The following is a 16,920-nucleotide window of genomic DNA, read 5'->3' as shown; positions in this document are numbered from 1 at the left end:
TGGGGGATGAGGAGCAGGGGAGCAGGGGGGCAGGGGGCAGGGGGGCAGAGGGGCACCACCGTTGCGTGATATGGCTCGGTTAAAAAGTGGAGTTTTTGGGGATGGGGGATGAGGAGCAGGGGAGCAGGGGGGCAGGGGGCAGGGGGGCAGAGGGGCAGGGGAGCAGGGGGGCAGGGGGCAGGGGGGCAGGGGAGCAGAGGGGGACAAGGGGGACAGGGGAATTATTGAACAAGTCTCCCCCCTCTTCCCTGTCTACCTTGTCTCTTCTCCATTCCCAATGCCCAATGCCCTCAAAAATTAGAAGCGATCGCACTTAAATCTGGCTCAATGAGTGAGTTTAGGAATGTCCACAACTGCAAATCAGTAAAGTCTGGAATTGCCATAAATGCACCGACTGACTGCAAAATTTGCGGATCGTGGGTGGAGGCGATGCCAATGGTGCGGATATCTGCACCCACTGCTGAACGAATACCAGAGGGAGAGTCTTCTAAAGCGATCGCTTCTTTTGCTGTAATCCCCAATTTATTCAGGGCAACTTGGTAGGGCACAGGATCGGGTTTACCTGCAATACAATCATCCGCTAAAACAACTGTATGGAAAGCTTCTTTTATCCCCAAAACCTTTAGCATAAATTCTGCATTTAATCTAGGGGCATTAGTTACTAATGCACGTTTTAATTGATGTGCATCTGTCCATGCTAGTAGTTCAGAAAATCCACTTAGCGGTTTGAGATGTGGGGCGAGTTTGCGGAAAAGGGCCTCTTTTTCGTCTGCAAATTTTTGCCCTTCTGCTGCTGATAATTGTGGCAGAATGTCTTTAACAATTTCTGGATTTAGCCTTCCACTAATTCGGGATTTATAAAATGTTTCGTCTATTTCTATGCTGTAATTTAACAGCATTTCCTGCCAAGCTCGGTAGTGTATAGGGTCAGTGTTGACAATAGTGCCGTCTAGGTCAAATAGAATTGCAGCCAGCATGATTTTTGGGTAGAATGTAAATAATTGTTAACTTAATTTAAATAGTTTACATTGTTTTTTGTCTTTAGTGATTATTCCTTCGTTAATACGGAGATTGGGGATTGGAGAAAAAAATTTCAAGAGTCAGAAATTAATCTGCTAAATCCTAAAATCTATACTGGATAGGGCATATAAGGGCAAACTGCCGTATAATTGATAACCTTCTTCGTAAGCAAATGGTAGCCGCCACAAACTTTTTTCGCGTTGATGATTTACTAGTGCAGATTTACAACTCTGAAGTCGAAATGGCCGAGGATGTTGCCGAAATCGTGCAAAAGTATTTACAGCAAATTCTCAAGCAACAGGATACAGCTGCTGTATTGTTAGCCACAGGTAACTCCCAACTCAAATTTATTGATGCTTTGATTGCATTGGGTGGTGTAGATTGGTCACGGATTATTCTGTTCCATCTAGATGAATATTTGGGAATTACTGCTGACCATTCTGCTAGTTTTCGGCGTTATATGCGAGAACGTGTAGAGAAGCAGGTTAATCCTAAGAAATTTCACTATATAGAAGGTGATACATTACAACCAATAGCAGAGTGCGATCGCTACACTAAATTATTGCAAGCACAACCGATTGACTTGTGCTGTCTTGGTGTTGGCGAAAATGGACATTTAGCTTTTAACGATCCAGCTGTAGCAAATTTTCAAGATCCTTACAGCGTGAAACTGGTAAAACTGGATACTGTGAACCGTCAGCAACAAGTAAGTACAAATCACTTTCCGAATTTAGAAAATGTCCCACAGTATGCTTTTACTGTCACGATCCCAACAATTTGTTCAGCTAAAAAAATTATCTGTCTTGCTCCAGAAAAACGTAAAGCGAATGTGGTAAAAGAGATGCTGCAAAGTTATATCAGTATAGACTGTCCGGCTTCTATTCTCCGTCAACAACCCCAAGCGACGTTGTTTTTAGATGTTAATTCTGCTAGCGTACTAGAATCAACTTAAACTTATCTACACCTCAATCTTCTAAGCTAATTATTACAGCGATTGCTGTAATTGCATGAGGTAGTTCCAGTATACAGTAACGCTATAACTACCAAGCGATCGTCTATATAAAAACTCGGAAATCTTGATACACTTTGTTTTAAAAAACTGATGTTTATACAACTCATAAACATCTCGAAATAATTAAGTAAAAAATTCCTAAATACGCCAGTCATCAGAATATAGCTTTATATTAAGCGACTGGCGAATCTAGTAATATTTAAAAGAAGGGTATAAATAACTTAATAGATACCCTCAGCATCCTAAAAAGTTCAAAAGTGCTAAATTCCAGCACCTGATTTTGCTTCAGCACCCATTGGCGAAACATAATCACGGAAAACAGTAATCTGCTGTTCAAACTCTAATCCTTGAATTTTGCCAAACAACGCTTTAGCTTCGGAAGGAAGTTGATAATCATCAGGTACAGGAATGATAGTACCATTATCCATCCCTTGAGATAATCGATACCAAAACAGGAGTTTTGTCGTATCACCCAAAGAGCCATACTCACGAGAAATTTGGGTATCCACTTTATTAATCAAATCACGCTGAACTTGTAATTGTTGTTCGTGAGATAATTCCTTAACTTGATTAAATAAGCCTTCGGCTATTTCTGGAGAAGCAGTACTTGCTCCAGGAGCGGCAGGAGTAATTGAACCCCCAATTTCCTTATAGATAAACCAAAACAAAGCAAGTTGTTGATCTACATTTAAATTTTGCCAAGCTTGAACGTGTTCGCGAATAGTGGGATCGTTAGTTTGTGTGTATGTCATGATTAACTTCAATCGCAATTACTTATTTATTCTTAAACAATGTTATCAAATGTACATTTGGAGTTTTACCCTACTGAAGACAGATGTCTTAAAATCATAAAGAAGATCGTTCAAAGCCAAAATAATACCTGACAAGTGCCAAATGAAAGAGTTAGTAATTAGAAGTCTGTTGCCAAATTGAAAGATTATTAAAAGGTATTTCCCTGGATAGATGTTAGCTTGATTGTAATAGTGGATAAAATCTATTTTGGTAGATTGCGATCGCTCTTCAGAATAGTGAAATACTTTTCAAACAACCTCTTAGATTGCTTCATATCACTAATTATTAATCTGCTTTCTTTATTACTGTCTTAGCTATTTCCTCATTGTTTCATGTTTTTGAACAGTTATTTAACAGTTACTTACCCGTTCTAGAAATACTCTTAAATTGGTAAAAAAATATACATAGATTATTTATGATAGTTAGATAAGTAGGTATAAACAAAGAATAACTATATTGATTGTCATTTTTTCTCTCTTACAGAAAGACGCTAACGCTTCTGCATCAAGTATCTTCTGAATAGTTGATTTTATTTCTACCAATTTACTCAGTGTTACTGAAAAATATTTTTTATCTGGTATTAATCTAAATTTTGCAGTGCAGACGCATCCAACAAGGTGGAGACGATGTAACGCGCGGTAGGGGCATACAGTTAGCTGTACGCCCCTACTAAAAACCTATATTTAATGCAACTGACGAAACGCTACAATCTATCATCAGCAAGGGTGAGGCCTTACCTAAATATTAGAAGAGTTCGTTGGTTAGACACTAGCCTTCCTAATATTACTCATCTATTCTATTGGCGAAAAGTTATTATTACTTACAGCCAAGTAAAAATTGTAACGCTCCAGTTTGGAACTTAGTTAAGGATTTTTTTGCCTGTTTGTGCTGCACTGTCCCCTACATCATTAGCAGTTTTCTCAGCACCTTCTACGTAGCCAGATCCAAATTGTTTAAAGGCTTCTGCTGACTCTTTTCCAATCTTTTGAAGTCGTTTACCAGGAGAACCTTCCGTTTCACGAGCTTCTTTATTCCACTCCCCGATTGTTCTTGGTCTTTGAGAATCATCTTGCTGTATCTGTTCGCGAACTCTTTCCTTTAAGCCTGTGTTATTTTGCCCAGGAGCAACATTCGTCGTCAGCACTAGAAAACCAACTATGACGACAGCCAAAAAACCTTTTATTTGAAGTCCTTTAAGCAGGGAACTGATCTGACTAATAGTCCTAGAAATCAAATTTATCATGCCAATTAGCTTGTTTTTTGGAGTACAAATAAAGACTAACTATAAAAAAATAATTATCCTTCTAACAAAAGGCATATCTCAGTTATGAAAAATCTGGGATGAGACTATACCAATCATCCGCAAGCAAATCAACTACATCAAACCATTTATAGAAGTCAAAAAGAATGTAAATATGTAGCAATGCTACGTCTCTACAAGGGTTCTGGATAACGCATATTTAATTTCACCAGACATGTATTAACTGCAATATTTAGGAAACCACGATTTTTTTCATATATTGCTTGATTTTGACATCACCTAATCGGTAGAAATTGCTGTACTAGCTTTTGCTTCTAAACAAAATTACAGCAAATCACTCAAAGTTGGTTTGTGCTTGGCTAGAGCAAAAGGTCGATAATTAGGCAAAAAAGCTGATTTTGTGTTGTAATAGCGCTTTGAAGACCATTGAGAACAATTGACGATGTGAGAAAACGGTTGAGATTAGCATAAATTTCTAAAATTCATCCGAAAAAAGCATTTAAATGCTCAATAGCAGCTTTCTTATAAGTCTTACTTTTTATTTATAAATCATGCTTGAGATTCCTTCGGCTGCCAAATGTAGCTCTAAATACATTTTTAATGCTACATTTGGTTTTTAATACAGATAGAAGTAAAAAAAACATGTATCTTTGGTTGTAGAAATTCTCAACCTTAAAAGATAGATGCTTAATGGATAATTTCTAAATAGTTACTAATAACAATCAATAGTCACACGACTTTTAGGCTAGTAGACTGTGGCGGAAGTTTGCCTACCTTTAACAAGTTGCTTGAACAATTTGTCTAATTAATTGAGATGGTAGCTGGATTTCTGCTGTGCTGTACTAGAGGCATTGCTTATCTGACTGAGTAGATTTATACCGTAATTCCTAGATATTTGAAGGGTTTACAGACGAAAAACTACTCGACATTTTTCCTTAACACGAGAACTGCTTCAGGTGGAAAGCCAAAGGATGAAATACTGGATAACGAAATTAGCAGTCTGTATAGTAATACTGTATAGCTTGTTGCTATCAAATGATTATGCAGGAGCAAACCAACTTTCAAATAGTTCTAATATTGATGTACAGCAATTAAATGCACTGCCAGTAGTTGAAAACGTAGCAATTGCTGACAAGAATCTTGCTGAGATTAAAAAGAAAGATTTTTGCCGATTTAATGGGATTGTTAATCGGATAGATAAACTAGAGGGACTCTTCACACTTTATTGCAGCGAGGATTCGAGAAAAGTTTTCTTAGAACTGAAGCCAGAGCAGCTAAATAAAGATTACCTAGCTATAGTGACATTGGAATCAGGCGTTGGGGAAAGTGGGATTTATAGTGGATTACCTCTCTCTGATTTTATCTTTTACTTCCGACGAGTCAATAATAGATTGCATTTTGTTGTCCGTAATGTAAAATTCCGTACAGACAGTATACCAGAACAGCGATCGCTTGCTCGTTCATTTAGCGATTCAGTTCTTTATTCACTCGAAATAGCCACTATCGATCCAAAAAATCAAAATATTCTAATCAACCTGAATGAACTGCTAATGCAGGATTTTCCGGGATTAACTCCTCTATTAAAATACTCTTTACAGGCTGATTACCGCTTAGATGCACGCAAGTCATATTTTGGTGATGTTAACAGCTTCCCAGAAAACGTAGAGATTGATTCGATTTACGGTTTTTCATCACTAGAAGGCTCAAATTTAATCACTGTGCCCGATAGCAGGGCACTCACTCTGAAAGTACACTATAGTTTTTCTCAGCTGAGAGAAAACAATGGTTATATTCCCAGACTTGCCGATGATAGAGTTGGATATTTTACTACTGCTTTCCAAGATTTCTCTAACAATAATGCTCACGAATCATTTGTACGTTACATTAATCGCTGGCATCTAGAACCATCCGATCCTAACGCCCCCTTATCTCCACCCAAAAAACCAATTGTGTATTGGATTGAAAATGCTGTGCCACTAGAATACCGCGATGCGATTCGTGAAGGTGTCTTGATGTGGAACAAAGCATTTGAAAAAGCCGGATTTAAAAATGCTATTGAAGTACAGCAAATGCCAGATGATGCTAATTGGAAACCAGCAGATGTACATTACAACACCATTCGCTGGTTCAATTCTTTAGATGCAGGTTTTGCCAAAGGCCCGATGCGAGTCAACCCATTCACTGGAGAAATATTAGATGCAGATATCATTGTAGATGCCAATATGGTGCGTTTAGTTCAGCAAGAATATCATGCATTGATGGAGGCAAATTCATGTCCAGAAAAGATGAAAGGACGTGAAGACGCGGGGAAATACCTGGATAGATTCTTTGCGTCATCTTCCTCTGCTCTCTTTTTCTCCTCTGAGTCCTGCTATGGTATGGAGTCTTCAAATCAAGCAGCTATGGGAGCGCTGGTGTTGTCAATGTTGCCAAACACTACATCTAGTAGTGAAACGATGAAGGAGTATGTGCATGAATATTTACGTTCTCTCATCGCTCACGAAGTCGGGCACACTCTGGGTTTGCGCCACAATTTTTATGGCAGCACCATGTTAGCACCTCAAGAATTAAATAATACTGAAATCACTCACACCAAAGGTTTAGTAGGTTCGGTGATGGACTATGTACCTGTGAACATAGCACCACAGGGAGTACAGCAAGGTGATTATTTCCCAGGAGTTGTTGGGCCTTATGACGAATGGGCAATTGAGTATGGTTATAAAAGATTTCCATCAACAGCGCTTGAGCTAACTATTCCAGAGTCAGAAAAAAGTTTTTTAGACCAGATTGCACTAGCATCGCCTCAACCAGAATTATCTTACGCAAGCGATGAAGATATCTGGGATATCAATCCTTTGGCGAATGTCTGGGATATGAGTAGTGATGTACTACTTTATTCGCAGTGGCAAATGGATAATGCTCGTTTTATGTGGCAGCGTCTTGATAAGGGTTATCTATCGAAAGGCGAAAGCTATAGTAACCTGCGCCTTAAATTTAATAGAGTACTTAAATATTATTTTCGTAACGCTACTTTGCTTTCTAAATACATTGGTGGACAATCATTTCGGCGTCTCCATACCAGTAATGATGCTTGGTCATTTGTACCAGTTTCACTTTTAAAACAACGTCAAGCATTGACAAAGTTGCAACAGTATGTTTTTGCAGATGATGCTTTCAGCTTTTCACCACAATTACTCAATCAACTGGCACCGTCGCGTTGGGGAGACTGGGGTAGTTCTGCACCTAATAATCGTCTTGATTATCCAATTCACGATCGCATTTTAAGTTTTCAAAGTGCGATATTGCGATCGCTATTAGACAGCGATCGCCTGAATCGGTTACAAGATATAGAATTAAAAACTCTGCCTGGAGAAGCGCTTTCCATGCCAGAACTGTTCAACACACTGCAAACAGGCATCTGGACAGAAGTTTTCACCCCAGGAGAACCAAAGCCAATTTCTAGCATCCGCCGTTCATTGCAACGGGAACATCTGAATATTTTGTTACAGATGATGTTAGGTACTACTAATACACCTGAAGATGGTCGGACATTGGCTTGGTATGAATTGCGCCAACTGCAAAAAGCCATTGATGCCAGACTCAAACAACTTGGTGAACAGGGGATTGGCGGGGTTCCTTCCCTGGAAACCACTGCGTTAGCGCCAGCGATAGCGTACCCCTACGGGGAAGCAAGCTACGCGCAGCGTCTGGTAGAGAGGAACGAGCGTCACCCGGACGGAGAAAGCCTTGATATTTACACCTTAGCTCACTTAGAAGCTTCTGGCGATCGCATCACTAAAGCATTAAACGCACAGTTACTTTCTAAATAGAGATGGACATTGGGCAAAGAGGCAGAGGAGCAAAGGGGCAGAGGGGAAAGACTTACTGCTACTTCTCCTCTGCTCCCCTGCCCCCCTGCTCCCCTGCTCCCCTGCTCCCCACTTCCCCAAGATACCGCTGCAATAGACCAATGAAAACTTCTGGTATTTCCAAATGAGGTAATATACCGGCATCTGCGATCGCATAAAAATCTCGAATTGCTCTTGGATTTAGATTTGCCAAGCGTTGTCCTAATTTGATGTCGGTAAATTGTGCTTTTTCTCCCCAAAAAATGACAGTGGGAACTGTTAGTTGTTGAATATATAAACTCAGATCAAAGTAAAGATCGCCCCGCAAAAATGCCAAAGCAGCAAACTTGGCATTAGGTTGTTGTGCCGAGGTTAAATAAGCCTCCACCATTTCTTGAGATACTCGTTGTGACTTAGCAAAGAGAAAACTTTGTAAAAAATTTCGGACTGCAATTTCATTTTCAGCACCAAGCATGTAAATAAAATTGTCCAACAGAGGCGCATTGATTACCGAAAGCGGAAGTCTGCGTCCAGCACCCTGCCCAAAATCATCAAATCCAGAAGGGGAAACCAAAAACAGTGCTTTGAATAAATTGGGTTGAACAATAGCTAGGCGAATAGCAAAAGCAGCTGTGAGAGATGAGGCTACCACTGTTACCGGTTGGCGACAAGTTTGGATGACAAACTCTGCGATCGTGCTGAGATAATCCCTAATTTTATAATCCCGCACTGGATGAGCCGATTCTCCCCAGCCGATTAAATCGGGGGCTAAAATGCGGTAATTAGAAGCAAAAGCCGGATAAACTTTAGACCATTCATAGGCAGACGCTCCACCACCAAAGTTATGGAGAAATAGTAGTGGGGGTAAATCTTCAGTGTCAGCAATCGTCCAAGGTGCATTCGTTTGGGTATAGTAAACCATTGCCCCCAAGAATGTATGGATGACTTTATGCCCAAAGCCAGGAGGTTGAAACTGAAGCATAAAATTAAAAAGTTTAGTTGAGTAAAAATACCTCTAGCCCTGGCGAATAGAATTCGCGCGCCAGTTGCTCATGGGGGAAACCCCCTTAGCGCTAGCCTCTCCCTTTGGGAGAAGACCGCACTGGCTTGGCTATACAGACAAAACCCACCTTTCCTACGGAACGCTACGCGAACGTGGGTTTCAAATTCTTAGAGTCCGCGCAGACGGACGAGAGTTTGTGTAGCTGCGATTTCTAATCGACAGGTATATTTGCTAATTGATAATTGATAATTCATAATTCATCCTTGCTTTTTCTCGGCATCTCCTGTAATTTGAACAAGTTGATGGAGGTTATCACCACTAATATGATATGCTCCGCCAAAACCAACTACAAAACGACCTTCACTTGGAGTTAGCCGGAAAATCCGAAAGTCAGATAAGCCGCGCAAAACCTCGACAATCTCACCAAACTGCTCTTGAAATTGCTCAACAATTTGATTCCATTTATCAGTTTCACGCTCTATCAAAGTTGCCGTACAATCAAAACTCAAACGACGACGGGCAAAAATTAGATTACTTTTAGCTTCATCCTCAATAAACAAGACACTAACATGAGGATTGGCATAGAGATTTTTGGTATGAATCGAAAGACCACTGACATAAATGTAAATATTCTTGGAATCATCCATTACAAAGGGAGCATAACTAGCATTGGGTATTGCCTGTGCGCTCACAGTGCTAATGATTACACTCTCAAATGCTTCAGGAAACTTTTCATACTCAGCTTGAATGTTTTCAAGTTGACTCATAAGTAGATTACCGCTTGATTAGGAACACCTAATAAAGTATCTTAACGTGATTGACCAATGTCTAGGATGGGCTACAACTACACATGGAATGCCCAAAAAATAAAAGCGATCGCTCCCTTTAACTAAAGAGCGATCGCTAATTTTTGGATTACAGAATACCGCTTAAGCAGCAACAGGTTCCAACAATTTAATGTCAGAGAAGATAAATTCCTGAGTAGAAAATTGTCCTGCTGTCTCGGTGCGAATCTCCCGACGATTTAGGATGAAATAGTCACCAACTTTTTCATACTCATCAATAAATTCGCTTCTACCGCCTTTTTGTTCCCCAGTTTTGGGGTCATGGTACACAGAGTCATAGCTGTGGGACAAGTAGCCTTCCCCGGTATCGTGACTGCTGAAGGTGTCAATAGTAACAAAAGTACCATGGATTAGACGGTGAACATGGCAGACTTCATTATTGCGGACTTTGTATTTATCGCCCTCAGCCTTACCACCCATTAAAAGCTCAACCGCACCAGTTTCGTCAGTTTTACCATAGCTAAACGTATTGGCGCTGTGGGTATCTTCAAAGCTGCGGCGGACGCGGTGAATTGCTATCTCCCAGGCTTGACCATGAATTGCTTTCTGGGCTGACTCATCATCTACATCCAAAACTTCGGCTTTGAGATTGGCACTGATGATAACTTTGCCTGTAAACACTTTATCATCATGCTTATAGGTAATATTTGCGGTATAACCGGGAAAATTCTTGTCCCAAGTATAGCGGTTTTCATAAGCAGCCCGGAAAAGTTCCTGAGCAGAGAGTTGTGTAACTGTCATGTGCTTCTCCTAGTCGCTACTGTAATTAGCGTTTTAGTTTCCTTGGTATTAGCATAGAAGTAATTGTTGAGGCTTGGATAGTCCCCAACTGGGTACACTTATGGCTAATTCTCTACACGCTGTATTTCATGCGATCGCTAATGTCCAAAATGAGCAAGAGTTAAGACTCGCTCTCACGGATCAAATTAGCGAGCATTTTGGCGTGCAAAATTGGGGTATTTATCTCCTAGATGAGCAGCCAACCACTGAGATTAATGTTCCAGGCATTCCGGCAGTATGCTTAGAGAGCAATCCAGTGGGGCGCTATGTAGTTGAGCGTCATGCTCCCGCCCATGAACAGTTATTATTATCGCCAGGAGACTGGAAGCATTTTTGTTCGCGTTCTGACCACGAACACGTGATGACCGGGCCAATTGTTTGCGATGGTCGTCTGGTAGGAACCCTTAACTTGGCACGTGACAAGGGAAATCCTGCCTTTAATGGCAACGATTTAGCTGACTTGAGCGCTTTATGCATTCATTTGTCAGCAAAAATGGCAACCCTACGGACAAAACCCAAAATATCCAATTCCCTGTTAGTTAGTCCTTTAACAGCGCGTGAGTTAGAAATTGCCGAGTTAGTGGCACAAGGGTTAACGAATGCGGAAATTGGAGAAAAACTTTGGATTACGCAAAATTCCGTCAAACAAGCTTTGAAGCGGATGTTTCGGAAGTTGAAGGTTTCGGCACGTGCAGAAATGGTGGCAAAGCTACAAGATATACAAGTTTCTTGAAGGGGGCAGGAGGCAGGGTTTTTGGGCTTTCTGCGTAGATTCGGGAATTAGAACTATTAGCCGGATATGATATAGCGGTTCCCATTCAGATGCGGTACGTAATTATATCGCGGGGTGTAGGGGCACGGCACTGCCCCTAGGTGTTAACTTAAGCTAAAACTCCTTTTCAAACCTCGTTTCCAGCCTCTGGCTGGAAATGCTTGTCATTGCGGCTCTGCCGCGAGTAAGAAGAGGCTCCGCCTCCCGTTAGGCATTCCCAGTCAGAGCAGGGGAACGAGACACGAGACAACGAGACAATATCTAAAAGCTTGCTCTAGGCTGGCTTTCACGTTAAGTTGACACTAATGGGCACTGCCGTGCCCCTACAGGTGTACCTCACTAGACCAGGAAACGCTATATGAAAACTTTAATTCTGGGTATAAAACCCAGTTTTCAAAGAAGAATTGTATTGAGTAGAGTGTAGCGAGATACAATTCTTCTTACTTTAATCTCATGCTTTTAAAGGTAGGTTACTCCTGACTTCTGCCTCCTGCCCCCTGCCCCCTGCCTACTGCCTTCTGTTATAAAGACTCTAACTGATGGTAATCTAAGATTGTAGAACCAAATCCAATAAAAACTTTTGTTTTTGACAGTTTTCTTTTTTGGACAATAGTAATATAAGTCGTAAATAAAGTCTTTGACAATTAAGACTTGGTTATGATTTAAGTAAGTTCTAGAGAACTTAGTTAGTTTTTTCACAGGAGAAGTAGGGTGCTTAACAACCTTCATCAGTTATTATCTCCCCGGAAGTGGGGAATTTCCCTCGCGGGCTTAGGCTTACTTCTCGGTTTGGGCTTTATAGCCAAGCAGACTCAAGTAGTATCATTTACAGATTCTCGATTCTCATCGGCTCAGATTCACAAAACCTCCGAAAACTCTCTTTTGTCGCAGCTTAGAAAAGTTCGAGATCAAAGAAGTCAACTTAATGCGGCTTCTGGAGGCGGAAACACAGTACCTATAATCACAGCGTTGGTTCCAGGCGATCGGGGAACTACAAAAAACGCAGGAGTTTTACCAAAAGCAGGTTTTCCTGTAAAAGATGGGATTTACCTCTATGGTCAATCCCCAAAACCAAACCAGCTTGGTCAAGGTTATATCATATTTCAAAAGCAGCAGGACAAGGTAAAGGGTGCGTTGTATATGCCCCAATCAGAGTTAAATTGTTTTCAGGGTACAATCAACCCATCAGGAGAGTTGGCGATGACGGTTAATAGTTCGTCAAATGAAGCCAGTTCTGAACAATCGAATCAGGTAGCTACAAGCAATAGACTGCCCAAGGTTGCTGAGGATGAGTCAAGTTCTTATGCTTACTCCCTGGCTCTGCAAGACTTTTATCGGTTAAATTCTATCGCTGCTAGCGATCGCCGCACGTTACAAATGTGTAAGTAATCTCCAATGTCTTGATTATGTTCTTTTGGACTAGACACACTCAAGCAGCTTTTTAGAATGAAATCGCCCTGAGTGTGTTATTAAGCAATCCTCAGTAGTTTTCTAGGTTTCCGCCACCCGTTAAAATCGCTGACCTGTAGTAACTTCAAATCTAAGTTCTCCTTGGTCGCTAATTCCTAAGTCACCTCGAATCAGCCCAAAGGATGACTTGACGCGCAATCCTAAGCCGTAACCAAAGCCACTTCCGGGTTTATCTCGTAGCACTCCTGGTTCTCCTAGCACGGTTTCGCTAGACCCGAAATCTGAGGCGAAGTCAGTAAAAAGAACTCCTCCGATTGAGTAAAAAATTGGGAAACGATATTCCACAGAAGCTAAACCATAACTCCGACCACTGGCAACTTTTCCATAACCGTAACCTCTGACAGAATCTAGTCCACCAATGTTAAAAGCATCAGCTGGTGGAAAGTCTCCAATAGTCGTACCAATTTGTAAATTAATCGCCAACATTTCTGGATTGTCAGTTGGTCTACCATTACCGATCCAACTAACTGGTAAATACTGAATATAATCTCCCTGTAGGCGGTTGCTAGAAATATTACCCAGTCCAATCGGAATTGCTTGTTCTGTACTGAGAGTGAGAATCGATCCTTGAGTCGGATTTTCTCGGCGATCGCGTTGATCTCTGGATACAGAAAATAATACTGTAAATAAGTCATCAATGCCAGTACCGCTGACAGATAAAGGATTCCCTAAACTATCGACCCGTGCAACGTTATATTCGCGATCGCGTAGGCTAATTCTGGTATAGTTCAAACTTATAGCTGCATCCCACTCATCAAAAGATCGTAAAACTCCCACAGAACCGCCAAATCTTCCCTCGCGTACTTTGTCACCGCTAGACAATCTGATATCTTCGTTGAAGGTTCCTGAGATATTACGATTACGAAAAGCTCTGATGCTGTAGCCTAAGCGGTTTGGTTCTTCAGGACGATAACGACTAGTAAACTGACCATTAAATTGGACATCTTTACCGCTGATTTGCACAGTTGTATCTAATTTATCGTTAAAACCGCTGATATTTGCATCTTTATAACCCAACCGACCGAATAATCCAACATCTTCGTTACTACCGCCTCCTAAGATTAAAGAAGGGAAGTTACGCTCTTTGATTTCATAGATCAGATTAACGCTCTTAGCATCTTCTTGTCGATAAACATTGACTTCATTAAATGACTCTAATCTCCTCAATCGTTGCAAGTCTGCTTCTAGTAAATCTTCACGGAATACCTGACCAGGTTTGAGTTTCAGTAGACCAATGATAAACTCTTTTTGAGTACGTCCTTTGATCGGCTGACCTTTGTCATCGAGCAATTGATCTTTGTTATTAACAAAACGAATCTGGATATCTTTGACAATTCTCTGAGAAAACTCGACAGACTGGCTATCTAGTGGAGTTAATCCAATATAATCACCATATTTTGCATACTCTCCCTCTATCTGTAATGTAGGTTTTGTTGTCACAATACTAGTGCTATCTTCAGTAGAAGATTGCGAGTCTGCAACGGCCTCTAGATTTTCTCCAGCTATTAAGATGACTGCGATCGCAACTACAGCTATTTGAATATACATAAATAAAGCTTTGTCATTACCCACATTTTGGCAACAGTTAAATATTTGACAAGTAATCAAGCGGACATGATATCAAAGCTTTCTTTCTTCAGTAACTAATGTCAAACTAACCCATTCGCCTTTCTCGTTGTAGCTGCGAATCATCCGTCGGCGCAGGTTTGGCTGGATTAACCAACCCGCTTCTATAAAAAATGGTTGGCGTAACTGCACTTTGACAGGTGATGTTGCAGAAGCGCCATCTGGTAAAAATAATACTTGCACCTGCTTTTCTGGGTCTTGGTCAAAGAGAACAATGGGGCCTTTGATGGTAGCAGTTGAGGTAATTGTGCGATCGCTAAAAGAGGTACTTTGAATTAATCGCCCAGTATCATCAAGTTGTAATTTTAAGGTTGTAGAGTAAGTATCAGGCGAGCGCAAATCTGGATATATTGTCACTGCTTGACCTTGCCATTCTCCCAACAAATCATTTATCTGCAAGGGTGGACGTTCTGCTGCTGGGGTTACAGCCAGATGTTCTCGAATTAAGATTAATTCCTTTAGCTGACCAGTATTATCAAACAGTTGCACCAGACGCAAGCGGCGATTTTCATGAACAAAAGCGAGTTCTCCACCAAATTCAGAAAATGGCCCTAGCTGAATTAAACCTTCAGAAAATGAACCATTTTCAAAAAACAGCAGACCCCCTCCCACAGAATTAAATTCTCTGATTATATCTTGTCCCGAACGGCTCAGAGTTAGGCGCACTTTCTGGCTATTGTTCAAATGTTCTAGGGAAAGACGACTAGGAGTATCATTCAAAAGTGTTCCTTGGGGAGAAAAATTCGTAAATGAACCTTCCCAAACACCGAGATTCTGCAAAAAACATTCCCATTGTGATTTCATAGTGATTTTGTCATTTGTCATTTGTCATTGGTCATTGGTTATTGGTTATTGGTCATTGGTCATTTGTCATTTGATTAGCCCTGTTAAGTTGATATGTAGGTTTAATTTCATATTCGTTCAAGCAAAACTTCAGTTATTCTTTTAAAATTTTGAAAATTTCGAGTTCAGAAGTCGAAGTTCTGGGTTCAGAGGTCGAAGTTCTGAGTTCAGAGGTCAAAGTTCTGAGTTCAGAAGTTGAAATTCTGAGTTCAGAAGTTGAAATTCTGAGTTCAGAAGTCGAAGTTCCGAGTTCAGAGGTCGAAGTTCTGAGTTCAGAAGTCGAAGTTCTGAGTTCAAAGGTCGAAGTTCCGAGTTCAGAGGTCGAAGTTCCGAGTTCAGAGGTCAAAGTTCTGAGTTCAGAGGACAAATGACCAATGACAAAGGACTAATGACCAATGACTATCCTTTAGCAAAACGTCGGACAGCAAATAAGCTCCCCATTAATCCTACACCTGCACCGAAACTCAAAAGGATCAGGGGCAATAATAAAATTTCTGCTGGAGTGAGTTGCACTCTGTTGGTGATGACTTGGATAAACTCAGGTTGATTGACTAGCAACTTACCGAGAAACTGTTGAATCACAGAAATGAAACTCCAAGCGATCGCACCACCAACCAAACCAAAAGCAATTCCTTGTAAAATAAATGGGAGGTAAATCCAAACAGAAGTTGCTCCCACTAGTTGCATAATTTCAATTTCCTGGCGACGCGCCATGACAATCAGCCTAATTGTGGTAGTAGTCACTGCGATCGCTGTTAAAGTCAGAATAATCGTAATTGTTAAAGTAATCCAGTTCAGGCCTCGGTGCAACTGGGCAATGCGTTTGACTGCTTCATCGACATACTGCACCGTCTCAACTCCTCGTAATTTAGCCAACTGCGTTGCTAAGGTTGGCACAACTTGAGAATTACGTGCTTTTACCTTCATCTCATCAACCAGAGGATTCTCACCTAGCTGCTGAGTAGCACCCTCAATATCAGAAATTCTCATTTCCTTAACTAACCTAGTCCAAGCTTCTTCTTTGGTAATGGTTTTTATCGCCGCCACCTCTGGCATTTTTGCGATTAGTGGCTCAATGCTTTCCATCCGTGTATCCGGTTCGAGATAAACTGAGACTTCTAGCTGGCTACCAAACTGATAGAGAAGTTTTTCAACTTGCCAAGAGGTTTGCAGACTCAAGCCGAATAAAAACAGTAACACCGTCACAGTACTGACAGCAGCCCAATTCATCCAACCTCCCCGCAATAAACCGAGGAAAGTTTCTTTCAGCAGATAGTCCAGTTTCGTGAAAGATTTAAACACACATCACCTCAAAATTTGAACTTAACGCCAAAGCACTAAGTTCAGCTTTTGCGTCTTTGCGTCAATAACACCACTATTTATAGTCAATGGTGCAAAGTTTGCCAATATATCAGCTTTTATCTATTGCTACTTCCTTCTTCTGTCCTCCTGCTGCCTCGACTATTTACTTGATCTTCATACCATTTGCCACAGATATACTCACTATTGCTTTTAACAGTTATTGATAATAATTGGCTAGCTGTTCTGGTCTCTCAGCAATTTTACTGTTCTTTAAACTTGACCTCAAAAAAGTGGGGAAATAGTTTGGTATTTATACGATGTTTTTCTCTGAATATCGTAGTAATTT

Annotated in this window: 14 protein-coding genes; 5 read left to right on the top strand and 9 right to left on the bottom strand. The window is 40.8% G+C overall.

The annotated features are described in order from the left end of the window. Positions 1-290: 290 nt before the first annotated feature. Positions 291-977: an HAD-IA family hydrolase gene (locus HWQ40_RS03645; protein ID WP_292775015.1), complete on the bottom strand. Its 687-nt coding sequence runs from the start codon at positions 975-977 to the stop codon at positions 291-293. A 215-nt stretch (positions 978-1,192) separates the two neighbouring features. Between HWQ40_RS03645 and HWQ40_RS03640 the strand changes: the two genes are divergently transcribed. Beyond that, positions 1,193-1,972, top strand: a complete 780-nt coding sequence (locus tag HWQ40_RS03640) for a glucosamine-6-phosphate deaminase (protein ID WP_292775013.1) — start codon at positions 1,193-1,195, stop codon at positions 1,970-1,972. A 320-nt stretch (positions 1,973-2,292) separates the two neighbouring features. On the opposite strand, the gene HWQ40_RS03635 is transcribed toward HWQ40_RS03640, so the two are convergent. Continuing rightward, positions 2,293-2,784: an orange carotenoid protein N-terminal domain-containing protein gene (locus HWQ40_RS03635; RefSeq protein ID WP_292775012.1), complete on the bottom strand. Its 492-nt coding sequence runs from the start codon at positions 2,782-2,784 to the stop codon at positions 2,293-2,295. A gap of 899 nt (positions 2,785-3,683) precedes the next feature. Further along, positions 3,684-4,067, bottom strand: a complete 384-nt coding sequence (locus tag HWQ40_RS03630; protein ID WP_292775011.1) for a hypothetical protein — start codon at positions 4,065-4,067, stop codon at positions 3,684-3,686. 989 nt (positions 4,068-5,056) lie between these two features. On the opposite strand from HWQ40_RS03630, the gene HWQ40_RS03625 reads away from it, so the two are divergent. Next, the gene (locus tag HWQ40_RS03625) at positions 5,057-7,915 is read left to right on the top strand and encodes a zinc-dependent metalloprotease (protein ID WP_292775010.1); all 2,859 of its coding nucleotides are present in this window, start codon (positions 5,057-5,059) and stop codon (positions 7,913-7,915) included. Positions 7,916-7,973: 58 nt separating this feature from the next. Here HWQ40_RS03625 and HWQ40_RS03620 read toward each other — a convergent pair whose 3' ends face one another. The 3 genes from HWQ40_RS03620 to HWQ40_RS03610 form a co-directional block, all read right to left on the bottom strand. Further along, positions 7,974-8,915 carry an alpha/beta hydrolase gene (locus tag HWQ40_RS03620; protein WP_292775009.1) on the bottom strand — a complete coding sequence of 314 codons (942 nt, stop codon included), beginning with the start codon at positions 8,913-8,915 and terminating at the stop codon, positions 7,974-7,976. Between the two features lie 278 nt (positions 8,916-9,193). Continuing rightward, the gene (locus tag HWQ40_RS03615) at positions 9,194-9,703 is read right to left on the bottom strand and encodes a HugZ family protein (RefSeq protein ID WP_292775008.1); all 510 of its coding nucleotides are present in this window, start codon (positions 9,701-9,703) and stop codon (positions 9,194-9,196) included. 162 nt (positions 9,704-9,865) lie between these two features. Then, positions 9,866-10,522, bottom strand: coding sequence for a DUF3386 domain-containing protein (locus HWQ40_RS03610; protein ID WP_292775007.1), 657 nt, complete (start codon positions 10,520-10,522; stop codon positions 9,866-9,868). A 100-nt stretch (positions 10,523-10,622) separates the two neighbouring features. Here HWQ40_RS03610 and HWQ40_RS03605 point away from each other — a divergent pair, with 100 nt between their 5' ends. Both HWQ40_RS03605 and HWQ40_RS03600 read left to right on the top strand, forming a co-directional pair. Continuing rightward, positions 10,623-11,294 (top strand): LuxR C-terminal-related transcriptional regulator, encoded by a 672-nt coding sequence (locus HWQ40_RS03605; RefSeq protein ID WP_292775006.1) that lies wholly within the window; start codon positions 10,623-10,625, stop codon positions 11,292-11,294. Between the two features lie 750 nt (positions 11,295-12,044). Beyond that, positions 12,045-12,722, top strand: coding sequence for a hypothetical protein (locus HWQ40_RS03600; RefSeq protein ID WP_292775005.1), 678 nt, complete (start codon positions 12,045-12,047; stop codon positions 12,720-12,722). A gap of 120 nt (positions 12,723-12,842) precedes the next feature. Here HWQ40_RS03600 and HWQ40_RS03595 read toward each other — a convergent pair whose 3' ends face one another. Continuing rightward, positions 12,843-14,351, bottom strand: a complete 1,509-nt coding sequence (locus tag HWQ40_RS03595; protein ID WP_292775004.1) for a BamA/TamA family outer membrane protein — start codon at positions 14,349-14,351, stop codon at positions 12,843-12,845. Between the two features lie 72 nt (positions 14,352-14,423). Beyond that, positions 14,424-15,233 carry a DUF3598 family protein gene (locus HWQ40_RS03590; RefSeq protein WP_292775003.1) on the bottom strand — a complete coding sequence of 270 codons (810 nt, stop codon included), beginning with the start codon at positions 15,231-15,233 and terminating at the stop codon, positions 14,424-14,426. Between the two features lie 149 nt (positions 15,234-15,382). On the opposite strand from HWQ40_RS03590, the gene HWQ40_RS03585 reads away from it, so the two are divergent. Further along, a complete protein-coding gene (locus HWQ40_RS03585; protein ID WP_292775002.1) occupies positions 15,383-15,643 on the top strand; it encodes a hypothetical protein in 261 nt (86 codons plus the stop codon). A 28-nt stretch (positions 15,644-15,671) separates the two neighbouring features. Here the strand turns inward: HWQ40_RS03585 and HWQ40_RS03580 are convergent, their stop codons facing one another. Then, positions 15,672-16,574: an ABC transporter permease gene (locus tag HWQ40_RS03580; RefSeq protein ID WP_292775001.1), complete on the bottom strand. Its 903-nt coding sequence runs from the start codon at positions 16,572-16,574 to the stop codon at positions 15,672-15,674. Positions 16,575-16,920 lie beyond the last annotated feature (346 nt).

The sequence above is a fragment of the Nostoc sp. NMS9 genome, assembly GCF_017114995.1.
In the GTDB taxonomy this organism is placed as follows: Bacteria; Cyanobacteriota; Cyanobacteriia; order Cyanobacteriales; family Nostocaceae; genus Nostoc.
This window is presented reverse-complemented; position numbering and strand designations above follow the sequence as displayed.

Excerpts from the sequence above, each read along its gene's own strand:
- HWQ40_RS03640 (WP_292775013.1), top strand. The coding sequence starts at position 1,193 with ATGGTAGCCGCCACAAACTTTTTTCGCGTTGATGATTTACTAGTGCAG.
- HWQ40_RS03595 (WP_292775004.1), bottom strand. The coding sequence starts at position 14,351 with ATGTATATTCAAATAGCTGTAGTTGCGATCGCAGTCATCTTAATAGCT.
- HWQ40_RS03590 (WP_292775003.1), bottom strand. The coding sequence starts at position 15,233 with ATGAAATCACAATGGGAATGTTTTTTGCAGAATCTCGGTGTTTGGGAA.
- HWQ40_RS03645 (WP_292775015.1), bottom strand. The coding sequence starts at position 977 with ATGCTGGCTGCAATTCTATTTGACCTAGACGGCACTATTGTCAACACT.
- HWQ40_RS03615 (WP_292775008.1), bottom strand. The coding sequence starts at position 9,703 with ATGAGTCAACTTGAAAACATTCAAGCTGAGTATGAAAAGTTTCCTGAA.
- HWQ40_RS03625 (WP_292775010.1), top strand. The coding sequence starts at position 5,057 with ATGAAATACTGGATAACGAAATTAGCAGTCTGTATAGTAATACTGTAT.
- HWQ40_RS03630 (WP_292775011.1), bottom strand. The coding sequence starts at position 4,067 with ATGATAAATTTGATTTCTAGGACTATTAGTCAGATCAGTTCCCTGCTT.
- HWQ40_RS03610 (WP_292775007.1), bottom strand. The coding sequence starts at position 10,522 with ATGACAGTTACACAACTCTCTGCTCAGGAACTTTTCCGGGCTGCTTAT.
- HWQ40_RS03605 (WP_292775006.1), top strand. The coding sequence starts at position 10,623 with ATGGCTAATTCTCTACACGCTGTATTTCATGCGATCGCTAATGTCCAA.
- HWQ40_RS03635 (WP_292775012.1), bottom strand. The coding sequence starts at position 2,784 with ATGACATACACACAAACTAACGATCCCACTATTCGCGAACACGTTCAA.
- HWQ40_RS03620 (WP_292775009.1), bottom strand. The coding sequence starts at position 8,915 with ATGCTTCAGTTTCAACCTCCTGGCTTTGGGCATAAAGTCATCCATACA.